This window comes from Stakelama portus, from assembly GCF_003171655.1.
In the GTDB taxonomy this organism is placed as follows: domain Bacteria; phylum Pseudomonadota; class Alphaproteobacteria; order Sphingomonadales; family Sphingomonadaceae; genus Sphingomonas; species Sphingomonas portus.
Genome location: NZ_QFZL01000004.1, coordinates 466,109 through 478,731, shown reverse-complemented (window position 1 = coordinate 478,731; position 12,623 = coordinate 466,109). Strand labels below are relative to the sequence as shown.

Annotated in this window: 13 protein-coding genes and 1 riboswitch; of the genes, 2 read left to right on the top strand and 11 right to left on the bottom strand. The window is 64.0% G+C overall.

The window, feature by feature from the left end:
* Positions 1-22 precede the first annotated feature (22 nt).
* The 11 genes from DKB74_RS18725 to DKB74_RS13820 form a co-directional block, all read right to left on the bottom strand.
* Entirely contained in the window at positions 23-187 is a 165-nt protein-coding gene (locus DKB74_RS18725) for a hypothetical protein (protein WP_154670835.1), read from the bottom strand.
* Between the two features lie 45 nt (positions 188-232).
* Complete coding sequence (leuC, locus tag DKB74_RS13865) at positions 233-1,672, bottom strand: 3-isopropylmalate dehydratase large subunit (RefSeq protein WP_109808735.1); 1,440 nt, start codon at positions 1,670-1,672, stop codon at positions 233-235.
* Between the two features lie 73 nt (positions 1,673-1,745).
* Positions 1,746-2,708, bottom strand: a complete 963-nt coding sequence (locus DKB74_RS13860) for an NAD-dependent epimerase/dehydratase family protein (RefSeq protein ID WP_109808734.1) — start codon at positions 2,706-2,708, stop codon at positions 1,746-1,748.
* A 30-nt stretch (positions 2,709-2,738) separates the two neighbouring features.
* Positions 2,739-4,241 (bottom strand): SulP family inorganic anion transporter, encoded by a 1,503-nt coding sequence (locus DKB74_RS13855; protein ID WP_109808733.1) that lies wholly within the window; start codon positions 4,239-4,241, stop codon positions 2,739-2,741.
* A 125-nt stretch (positions 4,242-4,366) separates the two neighbouring features.
* Complete coding sequence (locus DKB74_RS13850; protein ID WP_109808732.1) at positions 4,367-5,053, bottom strand: hypothetical protein; 687 nt, start codon at positions 5,051-5,053, stop codon at positions 4,367-4,369.
* 55 nt (positions 5,054-5,108) lie between these two features.
* Positions 5,109-6,161 carry a threonine aldolase family protein gene (locus DKB74_RS13845; RefSeq protein ID WP_109808731.1) on the bottom strand — a complete coding sequence of 351 codons (1,053 nt, stop codon included), beginning with the start codon at positions 6,159-6,161 and terminating at the stop codon, positions 5,109-5,111.
* Positions 6,162-6,208: 47 nt separating this feature from the next.
* A riboswitch (SAM-I-IV-variant riboswitch) is annotated at positions 6,209-6,327 on the bottom strand.
* 50 nt (positions 6,328-6,377) lie between these two features.
* Positions 6,378-7,028 (bottom strand): 3-oxoacid CoA-transferase subunit B, encoded by a 651-nt coding sequence (locus tag DKB74_RS13840; protein ID WP_109808730.1) that lies wholly within the window; start codon positions 7,026-7,028, stop codon positions 6,378-6,380.
* 3 nt (positions 7,029-7,031) lie between these two features.
* A complete protein-coding gene (locus DKB74_RS13835; protein WP_145961005.1) occupies positions 7,032-8,078 on the bottom strand; it encodes an HAD family hydrolase in 1,047 nt (348 codons plus the stop codon).
* A 26-nt stretch (positions 8,079-8,104) separates the two neighbouring features.
* A complete protein-coding gene (locus DKB74_RS13830; protein WP_109808728.1) occupies positions 8,105-8,998 on the bottom strand; it encodes an HAD family acid phosphatase in 894 nt (297 codons plus the stop codon).
* Complete coding sequence (locus DKB74_RS13825) at positions 8,995-9,702, bottom strand: CoA transferase subunit A (protein ID WP_109808727.1); 708 nt, start codon at positions 9,700-9,702, stop codon at positions 8,995-8,997. The genes DKB74_RS13830 and DKB74_RS13825 overlap by 4 nt, the downstream gene beginning before the upstream one ends.
* Positions 9,703-9,782: 80 nt before the next feature.
* Complete coding sequence (locus tag DKB74_RS13820; RefSeq protein ID WP_109808726.1) at positions 9,783-10,550, bottom strand: glutathione S-transferase family protein; 768 nt, start codon at positions 10,548-10,550, stop codon at positions 9,783-9,785.
* 72 nt (positions 10,551-10,622) lie between these two features.
* Here DKB74_RS13820 and DKB74_RS13815 point away from each other — a divergent pair, with 72 nt between their 5' ends.
* Together DKB74_RS13815 and DKB74_RS13810 are read left to right on the top strand one after the other, a co-directional pair.
* Positions 10,623-12,269: a thiamine pyrophosphate-binding protein gene (locus DKB74_RS13815; protein WP_239987536.1), complete on the top strand. Its 1,647-nt coding sequence runs from the start codon at positions 10,623-10,625 to the stop codon at positions 12,267-12,269.
* Positions 12,270-12,319: 50 nt separating this feature from the next.
* Entirely contained in the window at positions 12,320-12,562 is a 243-nt protein-coding gene (locus tag DKB74_RS13810) for a hypothetical protein (protein WP_109808724.1), read from the top strand.
* Positions 12,563-12,623 lie beyond the last annotated feature (61 nt).

Here is a 12,623-nt window from a genome sequence, read left to right as displayed (position 1 = left end):
CAACCTGCGCGAACGCGGGATGTCAGTTGCGCGCGGCGATCTGGCTGCCGGCTTCGACGGCGATGGGACTGGCGGTCAAGCCGATGGTCGCGGCGGGATCGTCCATGGTGTGGGTGGTGGTGGCATAGGCGGCCGCGATCCCGCTAAGAATCGTTCCCGCGATCAAAACTACCAATGCACCCTTCATGATCGATCCCCCGATTTCGATCCTAAGCCCATCAAATCCCGGCCATCAATTCCCGGCCATGAGATCCCGAACGTCGGCAAGTCGACCCGTCACTGCCGCAGCGGCCGCCATTGCAGGCGAAACCAGATGCGTCCGAGCCCCAGGACCTTGTCTTCCTACAAAATTTCGATTCGAAGTGGAAGCACAACGTTCTCCGGCCGGGACTTTATCCGGGTTCATGGCGAGACACATCGAACAGCCCGGCTCGCGCCATTCGAAACCGGCTTCGATGAAGATGCGGTCGAGCCCTTCGGCTTCTGCCTGGCGCTTGACCAGGCCCGAACCCGGAACGATCAGCGCCTGACGGATGCGATCGGCAACCTTGCGCCCCTTCACCACGGCGGCGGCTGCGCGCAGATCCTCGATCCGGCTGTTGGTGCACGATCCGATAAAGACATGCTCGACCGGGATGTCCTGCATCGCCATGCCGGGAGTCAGACCCATATAGTCCAGCGACTTGCGCGCCGCCTTGCGCTTGGACGGATCGGCGAAGCTGTCCGGATCGGGCACGCGATCGGTGATCGCCACGACATCCTCGGGACTGGTGCCCCAGGTGAGCGACGGCGCGATCGCACTGGCATCGATGCGAACGCTGCGGTCATATTGTGCACCCGGGTCGCTCGGCAGAGTCCGCCAATAGGCAAGCGCGCGTTCCCACGCCTCGCCAGCCGGTGCCATCGGCCGGCCCTTCAGATAGGCAAAGGTCTTGTCGTCGGGCGCGATCAGCCCGGCTCGCGCACCGCCTTCGATCGACATATTGGCGACGGTCAGCCGCCCCTCGATCGACATGTCACATATTGTGTCACCCGTATATTCGATGACATAGCCGGTGCCGCCCGACGCGCCGATCCTGCCGATGATCGCCAGAATGACGTCCTTGGGAGTCACTGCGAAGCCCAGACTGCCTTCGACGCGGACCTCCATCGTCTTCGACTGGCTGAGCAGCAGCGTTTGCGTGGCGAGCACATGCTCGACTTCGCTGGTGCCGATGCCGAACGCGAGCGCACCCAGCGCGCCATGCGCCGCAGTGTGGCTGTCGCCACAGACAAGCGTCGTGCCGGGCAGCGTAAAGCCCTGTTCGGGTCCGACGACATGGACGATGCCCTGTTCGGGCGCGATGGCGTCGATATAGTCGATGCCGAAATCGCTCGTGTTCTGGCGCAATGCCTGAAGCTGTTCGGCGCTTTGCGGATCGGCGATCGGCAATGCCCGCCCCGCCGCATCGACGCGCGGCGTGGTCGGCACATTGTGATCGGGCACGGCCAGCGTCAGGTCCGGGCGGCGCACCGGACGCCCGGCGACGCGCAGCGCTTCGAATGCCTGCGGGCTCGTCACTTCATGAACAAGGTGGCGATCGATATAGATAAGGCAGGTGCCGTCGTCGCGGCGCTCCACCACATGATCGGCCCAGATCTTTTCGTACAGCGTAAGAGGTTTGCTAGCCATGATGCGGGGCGTCTAATCCAATACTGCGCGAAGGCAAGCGTTCAGGACAGAAAATTACCGGCAACCCGCCGCCTCAGCACTGCGCCACCTGCTCCTTGGGCGAGGTATAATCGGCGTCATGCACCAGCGGCAGCGGCGCGCCCGACGCCATCGCATTCAGGATCGCGCGGAAATCGGTGGCGGCGCGAAACCCCATTTTCCGCTCGGCAAGGCCGGGATCATATACCCGCCCGATCGTCGTCGGCAGCGCCCAGCCGCGCGCAGCATAAAGCTCGGCAGCGTCCGGAAAATATCGCCCGATAACGGCGGCGGCGTCGCGTTTCAGTTCCCTGACGTCGTCGCGGACAAAGGGCGGCGGTGCGGAAACGATGAACGTGCCGAATCCGATTTCCGGCGCCGTTTCCAGCGCAGCGATATGCGCCCGCGCAGCGTCCTCGACGGTCAGGCGCCGATGCAGAAACTCGTTCGCCTTCATATTCTCGCCCGACAGCGTCCGATGGGTATCATCCTCTTCGGGGAAAAAGCGGCTGGTGCGCAGGACGATCGCGTTCAGCCCATGCTCGCCATGCGCCAGGCGGCAGAGATTCTCCGCAGCGTGCTTGGTGACGCCATAAATGTTGCGCGGTTCGATCGGGCCGCTCGTTTCGTCCAGCCACACCGCATGGTCGGCGCGTTCGTCGCGGATCGCCTGGCTGATCATCAGCGATGTGGTCGATGTGAAGACGAACCGGTCATGCCCCGCCGCCACTGCTGCTTCGATCAGGTTCAGCGTGCCGGTGACATTGACGTCGACAAAAGCCTGTTGCGGGTACCGAACGATGTCGGGCTTGTGCAGCGCACCGCCATGAATGACCGCTTCGATGCCATGCTCGCCAAAGGTGCGGTCGATCAGATCGCGATCGGCAACCGATCCCAGCACCTGCGTATCCCGCCCCGGCGCCACGTCCAGTCCGACGACTTCATGCCCCGCGCCGCGCAACATCGGCGCAAGATAGCGCCCGAGCCACCCCGACGATCCGGTCAGCAATATACGCATGTTCGACTCCGCTGGTTCGCTGCGCCGGGCTCAGTGCCCAATCACGCCCAGCGACTCAAACGGCTTGTCATGCTCGCCATATTTTTCGACCAGCGTCGCGCTCGCCTTGTTGAGTCCCAGCACATCGACCTGCTTGCCTTCGCCGCGCAGGCGCAGGACGACCTTGTCGAGCACGCCGGTGGCGGAAATGTCCCAGAAATGCGCCTCGCTCAAGTCGATGACGATGCGCTCGACGCCTTCCTCGCGAAACCGCACCGTCTCCATGATCCGGTCGGTCGATGCGAAGAATATCTGGCCGGCGATGATATAGCGCCGTTCCTTGCCGTCGGGAGTGCGCAGCGTTTCGATCGTGACCAGCCGCCGCACCTTGCCCGCAAAGAAAATGCCCGAAAGCAGCACGCCAACCAGCACGCCCTTGGACAAGTCATGCGTCCACACCACCGTGACCACCGTCGCGATCATCACGATGCTCGACGGCATCGGGTGGTGCGTGATCTCGGCAAAGCTCGACCAGCGGAACGTGCTGATCGACACAAAGATCATCACCGCGACCAGCGCCGGCATCGGCACCTGGCTGACCAGCGGGTTGAGCGCGACCATCAGCACCAGCAGCATGATCCCGGCGACGAAGGTCGACAGGCGACGGCGCCCGCCCGACTTCACATTGATCACCGACTGGCCGATCATCGCGCAACCGCCCATGCCGCCGATGAAGCCGGTGAAGAAATTCGCGACTCCCTGGCCCAGGCATTCGCGCTGCTTGTCCGACCGGGTTTCGGTCATGTCGTCGACGATTTCCGCCGTCAGCAGCGATTCGAGCAGCCCGACTGCGGCCATGCCGAGCGCGGTCGGTGCAACGATCCGCAAGGTTTCGAACGTCAACGGCACCTGCGGCAGATGGAACATCGGCAACGTGCTGGGCAGCGTGCCCATTTCGCCCACCGTGTTGACGTCGGTTCCGGTCGCGATGGTGAAGATCGACAACAGCACGATCGCGACCAGCGGCGACGGCACCGCATTGGTCAGCCGCGGCAACAGATAGATGACCGCCAGCCCCGCCGCGACCAGCGCATAGGTTTCCCAGCCGACATGGGTGAGCTGCGGCAGCTGCGCCATGAAGATCAGGATCGCGAGCGAATTGACGAAGCCGGTGATCACCGACCGCGAAACGAAGCGCATCAGCAAATTGAGCCGGAGCAGCGACGCAATCCCCTGAAACACGCCCATCAGAATCGTCGCGGCGAACAGATATTCGACGCCATGTTCGCGCACCAGCGGCCCGACCAGCACCGCGACCGCCGCCGTCGCCGCCGAAATCATCCCCGGCCGCCCGCCGGTGATCGAAATGATCACTGCGATCGAGAAACTGGCATAGAGCCCCACCGACGGATCGACGCCGGCGATCAGCGAAAAGCCGATCGCTTCGGGAATCAGCGCCAGCGCGACCACCAGTCCCGACAGGAACTCGCGACCCGGATTGGTCAGCCAGTCGCGACGAATGTCGGAGGCGAAAGAGATATGGGCGTCGGCCATGGCATGTCCTTTGGAGGCGAGGTGCTGAACCGGTCGCCGCAGGATGAGCAGATTGTCGCTTGCTGCGCCGCAACATAAGCGCGGCGGGCGCCCCTTAGGTCAAGCCGGAGCGCAGATCAACCCGCTCAGGCAGCCAGCGCCGGTCCGGGCCGCGACAGCCATTCGCCGGTTTCGCCCGCATCGGCCCAGTCGCTCCGACGGCGGAGCCGGGGATTTACGAACAGCAGCGGCAGTTTCAGGAACAGCAGCTCCGAATGGATGAAGCTGTCGATCGCGCGTTCCCACCATTTGGGGTTGCGCTTGCCATGCGCCTTCAACCAGCCGTCATAGGGCGCCCAATGGCTCGGCTCGTCCTTTTCAATGATCCGGAAGATGCGCATCAGCACCTTGTCCGGCTTCACCAGCGGATGTTCCAGCAGGACATGAACCTGTTTGTGCCCGCGCTGTTCGGTCAGCGAAATGACGCGGCACAGCTTCTCGAACTGATCGTCCTCGGCAATCACGCGCTGCGTATCGAGATCGTCGATCGTGCGGCGGAACATGATTTCGACGAACCGGTCGATATGGCCGCAGGCGCGATCGACCCTGAGCGGCATCTTGCCCTGCAATTCGAACCAGCGCTTGAACATCAGATAATGTTTGCGCTCGTCGTCGCGATGCTTTTCGATCGCCGCGATCAGCGCGTGATCGTCGGGATCGCGCGCACGCACGGCTTCGAGCACTCGCTCGATGCTCGTATAGCCGCGATGCTCGTTATAGATGTAGATCGATCCGAGCAGGTCCAGATAGCGGCGTCGGATGGCTTCGATCATCTACCGACGCTAGGCCTCGCGCATAGAGGCGTCAAACAAATGCTGGCGGCACGGCTCAGGCCGCTTCGTAGAGCATCTGCGCTTCGACGCGAATATCCTCGACCAGCGCATCGACGCGCGCGGGATCGGTGTCCCATGCGAACATGAACCGCGCGCCGCCGCCGATGAACGTGTAAAAGCGCCAGCCGCGCTGCCTCAACCCTTCGAGTATGGCGTCGGGCGCGGACAGGAACACCGCATTGGATTGCACCGGAAACATCGGTTCGACACCGGGAAGATACGCAATCCCCTCCGCCAGGCGCCGCGCGCAGCGATTGCCATGTTCGGCGTTGCGCAGCCATGCGCCGCTTTCGAGCATCCCGACCCAGGGCGCAGCGAGAAAACGCATTTTTGAAGCGAGCTGCCCGGCCTGTTTGCAGCGGTAATCGAACTCGGCGGCGAGCGCGTGGTCGAAGAACAGCACCGCTTCGCCAACCGCCATGCCGTTCTTGGTCCCGCCAAAGCACAGCACATCGACACCCGCTTTCCAGGTCAGTTCCGCCGGGCTGCAATCGAGCGACGCACAGGCATGGGCGAAGCGCGCGCCGTCCATGTGCAGCTTGAGCCCCAATTCGCGGCACAGTGCCGAAATCGCGCGAATCTCTTCTATCGAATAGACGCAGCCGGTCTCGGTCGGCTGAGTGATGGTGACGACGCGCGGCTTGGGGAAGTGGATGTCGCTGCGGCCGGTGGCAAGCGCGCGGATCGCGTCGGGCGTCAGCTTGCCGTCCTCGCTCTGCGCGACCAGCAGTTTCGATCCGTTCGAAAAGAACTCCGGCGCGCCGCATTCGTCGGTTTCGACATGCGCCGCGGCCGAACAGATGACGCTGTGATAGCTTTGGCAGAGCGCGGCGAGCGCCAGCGAATTGGCCGCCGTACCGTTGAACACGAAAAAGGATTCGCAATCGGCCTCGAACAGCGTGCGCAGCGCATCGGCGGCGCGCAATGTCCAGCCATCCTCGCCATAGGCGCGGGCGTGCCCCGCATTGGCCAATGCCATCGCCTCCCATGCCTCGGGGCAGATTCCGGCATAATTGTCGCTGGCGAATTGTTGCGGTTCGATCGTCAAAACGGCCTCCTGATACGCGGATCAGAAATCGAATCGACGCTGGTGTGACAGACCCGTTTGGTTGCCGGTCCGGCCACATCCTCCCATCCGCAGTTGCGAAGGGGAGCACCACCTTGCCCGGGAGGCAGGTTGGTGCCGGGCGCCGGCCCGACTCTTGATGCTTGGCGGCGCAGCTACTGCGCTGCGCCGCATCCTGCAAGCCGACGCGAAACAAAATTACGCGGTGGCGAGTGCCACTTCATAGCTGGCGGTCGTCTTTTCGGCGACTTCCGCTTCGGTGACGCCCGGCGCCAGCTCGATCAGGCGGAACGGGCTGTCATGATCGGGCCGCTGGAACACCGCCAGGTCGGTGATGATCATGTCGACGACATTCTTGCCGGTCAGCGGCAATGTGCATTCGGGGATGAACTTCGGATCGCCCGCCTTCGAATTATGCTCCATCACGACGATGATCTTCTTGACGCCGGCGACCAGATCCATGGCGCCGCCCATCCCCTTGATCATCTTGCCGGGGATCATCCAATTGGCGATGTCGCCCTTTTCGCTGACTTCCATCGCGCCGAGCACGGTCAGGTCGATATGCCCGCCGCGAATCATCGCAAAGCTCTGATCCGATCCGAAATAGACCGACTGGGGCAGTTCGCTGATCGTCTGTTTCCCTGCGTTGATCAGATCGGGATCGACTTCGTCGTCATAGGGAAACGGCCCGATGCCGAGCATGCCGTTTTCGGACTGCAGCGTCACTTCGACGCCATCGGGAATATGATTGGCCACCAGCGTGGGAATGCCGATCCCCAGATTGACGTAAAATCCGTCCTGCAGTTCCTTTGCGGCGCGTGCCGCCATCTGATCGCGGGTCCAGGGCATCGATTACTCCTCGGCTTGCGGGGCGCCGCCATCGGGGGGCGACATCAGGTCGACCTCCGCGCCGGCGGGCATGAGAATGGACGGAACGAGGAACCATCCCCGCCCCCACATCGGGGCGAGCATGCTCGCCGCCGCGCTGTTGCGTTGCGCCGTGGCACCGGACTGAGCGGCAAACAGCCCGCTGAAATCGGGCAAGCGATCACCCGCCAGCGCAACGATACAATGGTTGCTGGAAATCCTGCGGCGGACGGCATCGGGCGTCGCGCCATCCGCAGTCAGCCACAATGTCTTGCCGCGTTCGCCCGGATCGATCCCGACTCGCTCCAGTGCGCTTCGCAGCGCCGGGACATCCGCTTCGGGAAGGTCGGCCAGATAAAAGAGCGCTATGCCGACGCGTCGCGCCGAATCGAGCGTCTCGACCGCTCCGGGTGCCGCGACAAGCCGCTGAGCACCCCCGGTTGCTGCAATGGCTTTGCCGTCGATCGCGACGATCATGCCCGGCGGCAATCCCTCGCATGGCATGAAAGCCGGTGCGGAAGCGGTTGCTCCCTCCGCCAGCACCACGGAAAAATTGCCCGCCCGGCTGGCGGCGCGCTCGGCGAGCCAGCCATAAAGCGTCTGAAAGGCCTGAATGCTGCGCGCCGCGCCTTCCGGGCTGGCGGTATCCCCGGCCGCGCCCGATGCGGCACCCGCCGGAGCCGGCAGTTCGCCTTCCCCCAGCAATTCCCAATTTCCTTCCGGCTCCTCGCCCGCGCCGGCGGCGACGCGCGCCATGTTCTGCGTCGACGCGGCGCGATCGGCCGGTTCGGGCGGGGGCAGGCTGCGCAGAGACGTCATTTCCACGCGCTGATCGGTCTGCGGCGCCTGAGCGGTCGGCGCAGCAGCAACCGGCGGCGCTTCGGATCGCGGCTGGCTGTCGCTCGCCACGTTACGCGCCATCAGCCCGCCGGCCGCGATCGGCACCGCCACCGCGACACATGCCGGAAGCAACAGCAACGGCGACAGCGCGACCGTCAGCCGCAATGTCCTGCATATGCGCAAGCGGCCCATGGCGCCTGAAGAACGCGCCAGCGCCATCACTCGCCAGCCGCGTCCGGGGTCCAGCGATATGCGGGGGGAAACACGCTGTCGAAATCGCCCTTGAGCGACGCGCCATAGACCGGGTTGGGCAGGACGAACCAGCCATTGCCCCACAGCTGCTGTGCAGGCGCGCCCGATCCGGCCAGCGCGCGGCGCGCACCGGGGGTCAGGTTCGAATCGTTGAACCGATCCGAAAAGTCGCCAAGATTGTCGCCGCCCATCGCCACCACGCAATAGCGCGCGGCGATGGTCGCGCGGCGTCCGTCCTTGGCCGAACCCATCGCATCGTCGCCGGCAAGGAACAAGGTTTCGCCATGCACCGCCGAACCAAGCCCCGCATACGCGATCGCCGCTGCGGTTTCCGCTGCGTTCGCGGACTGGCGGTTGGTGTTGAACACCACCACGATCCCCGCCGCACGCATATGCTGCAGTGCCGTCACCGCCCCCGGAACAGGCGCCACGGCCTGCGCGCCGGTGCGTTCCCATGCGTCCCACGCCGCGCTGTCAAAGCCGCTGCCGGTCGCCGCCTGCCAATATTCATAGCCCAGATTGAGCAGCACGGTTTCGTCGACATCGAATACCACTGCGCGCGGCTTGTCGCCGCATGTCGTGAAGCTGGGCGCATCGGGCGTGGCGCCGGGCGCCAGGATCACGCTGCGCGCGTCGCTGCCCTTATGCGCGATCGCGAATTCGGCGATGTTGCGGAAGGTCTGGATCGAAAGCGCCGCCGCCTCGCCCGAACCATAGAGCCAGCGCATCGTTTCGGGGGGCAGCGCGGGCGCCGCCGCCGCGCTTTCCGATGCCATGCTCGCCACGCCGGCATTTCCGCCCGCAGCGGCACATCCCGCCAGCGCAAGCGAACAGCCGAATGCGGCGAGCAGGCGCATCATGCCGCTTCGCGCTCGCGCACCGTGCGGAATTCGATTTTCTTGTCGTACGGCGCGCCGACGATCATCCGCTTCACATAAATGCCGGGGATATGGACGCAGTCGGGATCGAGGCTGCCGACCGGCACCACTTCCTCCACTTCGGCGACGCAGATGTTGCTCGCAGTCGCCATCGGCTGGTTGAAATTGCGCGCGGTCTTGCGGAAAATCAGGTTCCCCGCCGCATCGGCCTTCCAGCCCTTGACGATCGACAGGTCGGCGCGGATGCCGCGCTCCAATATATATTCCTGGCCGTCAAAGACCTTCACTTCCTTGCCCTCGGCGACTTTCGTGCCGACGCCGGTTTTGGTGTAGAAGCCCGGAATGCCGGCGCCACCCGCGCGACAGCGTTCGGCCAGCGTGCCCTGCGGACAGAATTCGACCTCAAGCTCGCCCGAAAGATATTGCCGCTCGAACTCCTTGTTCTCGCCGACATAGGAAGAGATCATCTTCTTGACCTGGCGGCTGCGCAACAGCTTGCCCAGACCTTCATTGTCGATTCCGGCATTGTTCGACGCGATGGTGAGATCCTTCACCCCCGATGCCTGAATGGCGTCGATCAGTCGTTCGGGAATACCGCAAAGGCCGAAACCCCCTGCGCAAATGGTCATGCCGTCGAACAACAGACCATCAAGGGCCGCTTCGGCGTTCGGATAGAGCTTCTTCATGCGCGATTCTCTCCCTGGCTGGCTGCCGGATAATCGCGGGAATGCCGACCGGTCAAGCGAACCCGAATCGGGTTTCAACTTTACCGGTCCGACCGCCCCGTCTCCGCGATGCCTTTCAGCATGATGCTGGCGCGCGGCTCGGCCTGCGCCCAGCTCCGCACCGACAGATTGGCGCCAAGCGCCTCGAGCACGGCACGGCGCTCGGCAAAGGGCGTTGTGACGATCGCCTGTTCGAACGCGATGGTTCGGGCGAATTCGGGCACGGCCCAGATGCGCTGGATCCAGGCGGCAGTGCGCGGCCAGCGCTGCGGGTCCGTCGTCCAGCCGGCGAGCAGCGCGTTGCGGAAGAAAGCGCCATAGGCAATGTCCGCAGTGCAGAGAAGGCCGAACAGAAACTGCTGCGCCGGGGCATGCGCCTCGATCCAGTCGAGCGCTTCGGGCAAATCGGACTCGATCACCCGCGCGATCGCCGCCTCATCGGGCTGACGCCCGAAAACGCGCGGCGCCACCGATCGCGGATAGAAGAGCCGCCAGATCATCAGGTCGCCCAGGCGGCTGTCGGCATATTCCTCAAGCCAGCGCGCGCGGGCGCGATCGGCGGGCGATTGGGGCATCAATGGCGGATCGGGCCGGATTTCGTCGAGATATTCGCAGATCACCGTCGAATCGTTGAGCACCAGATCGCCGTCGATCAGCACCGGAATACGCCGCAACGGGCTCAGCCGCGTGAATTCGTCATTGCCGTAAAAGGGCGTGATCGGATCGACTTCATGCGCGATCCCCTTGATCGCCAGCGCGACGATCGCCTTGCGCGCATAGGGCGAAACATAGCTGCCGATGACGATCATGATCGCTGTGCCTTTCCTCAAACGCCGATGCAGAGTAGCGAGCGGCAGGAGCAGGAGGAAGCGTTGAAAACAATGCGCAATGGTGGCCGCGTCCTTGTCGACAATCTGATCGCACAGGGGTGCGACCGGATCTTTCAGGTGCCGGGCGAGAGCTTTCTCGCCGTACTCGACGCGCTGCACGACAGCCCCGAAATCGATGTCGTCACCTGTCGTCAGGAAGGCGGCGCGGCGTTCATGGCATGCGCCGACGGCGCGCTGACCGGCAGGCCGGGCGTGTGTTTCGTGACGCGCGGACCGGGCGCGACCAATGGCTGTATCGGCGTACATGTCGCGATGCAGGATTCGATCCCGATGCTGTTCTTCATCGGCGACGTCGATCGCGGCATGCGCGACCGCGAAGGCTTTCAGGAAGTCGATTTCGTCGCGATGTTCACGCCCCTTGCCAAGCTGGCGCTGCGGATCGACGATGCCGCGCGCATCCCCGAATATATCGCGCGGGCATGGAACGTCGCGACCAGCGGCCGCCCCGGCCCGGTAGTGATTTCGCTGCCCGAAGACATGCTGTGCGATGTGGTCGAGGCGGTGGACCGGCCGAAGCTGGAACGGCCGGTTCAGGACAGCGATATCGTCGCGGATCTGCACGTACAGGATCTCATCGCAAATGCCCGCAATCCGATCGCCATCGTTGGCGGGTCGCAATGGGATGGCGATACCGGCGCCGAAGTAGCCGCATTCGCGGAAGGGTTCGGCCTTCCTTTGGCGACGGCCTTTCGTCGCCAGGACGCAATTCCATCTGATTGCCCGGTATATGCGGGGAATCTTGGCTATGGCCCGAACCCGGCACTCGTCGCGCGTGTGCGGGACGCCGATCTGATCCTCGCGCTGGGCGCACGGCTCGGTGAGGCGACAACGGACGGGTACACGCTGATTACGCCCGATCATCCGGGACAGACGCTCGTCCACGTCCACCCCGACCCCAACGAACTCAATCGCGTATATCGGACCGATGTCGCCATCTGCGCCGAGCCGGTCAACTTCGCCAGAGGAATGACTCTTCCTGTTTCGGAAGCCTCCCCCGCCGGGGCGGGCGCCGAAGCCCATGAAGAATGGCTCGCATGGTCCACGCCCCAGCCGCGCGAAGGCGTGACGCTCGACCTAGGCCAATGCGTGCTGGCGATGCGCGAGCGGATGAATGCGGCGAGCACCATCATCTGCAACGGCGCGGGCAATTTCTCGGCCTGGTGGCATCGCTACTGGCGCTATGGCGGCTATGGCACGCAACTCGCGCCGACTGCGGGTGCGATGGGCTATGGCGTTCCCGCCGCCGTCGCCGCCGCGCTGCGTTGCCCCGACAAGACCGCGGTCGCGGTCGCGGGCGATGGCGACTTTCTGATGAACGGACAGGAACTGGCGACTGCGGTTCAGCATGGCGCCGATCTGCTCGTCATCCTGGTCGATAATGGCGGATTCGGCACGATCCGCATGCATCAGGAACGCGAATATCCCACGCGACTGAGCGGTACGAACCTCGCCAATCCCGATTTCGCCGCGCTGGCCCGCGCCTATGGCGGCTGGGCGGAAACGGTCGAGACTACCGAGCAATTCGCGCCCGCGCTCGATCGCGCACTGGCCGAAAAGGGCGTGCGGCTGCTGCACCTGCGGACCGATATCGAAATCATCAATCCTGCCACGACGATTTCGGCGATCCGCAACCGCTGATCCCCTGCCGCCTTCTATAATGGAAGAGCGATGGCAGGGAGTAAGGGCGCGTGACAGGCTGGAGGGACGTCCATATCGGACGCGAAGGCGACCGATGCGTCATCGAAGGCGTCGAAGTGTGGAAGCACGAATGGCGGTGGATCAACGGCCAGACGATCAGCCTTCCGCATCCGTTCGACAGCAGTCAGCGCTTCAGCTTCTCGATCTGCGAAATCCGCACCAGGCAACGCCCGATCCGTTTTGCCGCAACCAAGCTCCCTGAAGGGCTATGGGCGTTTTACGTGCCCGCCTGAAACAAAAAGCCGCAGCCCTTTCGGGCCACGGCTCCTGATTCCATCAACGGGGAATGAACGC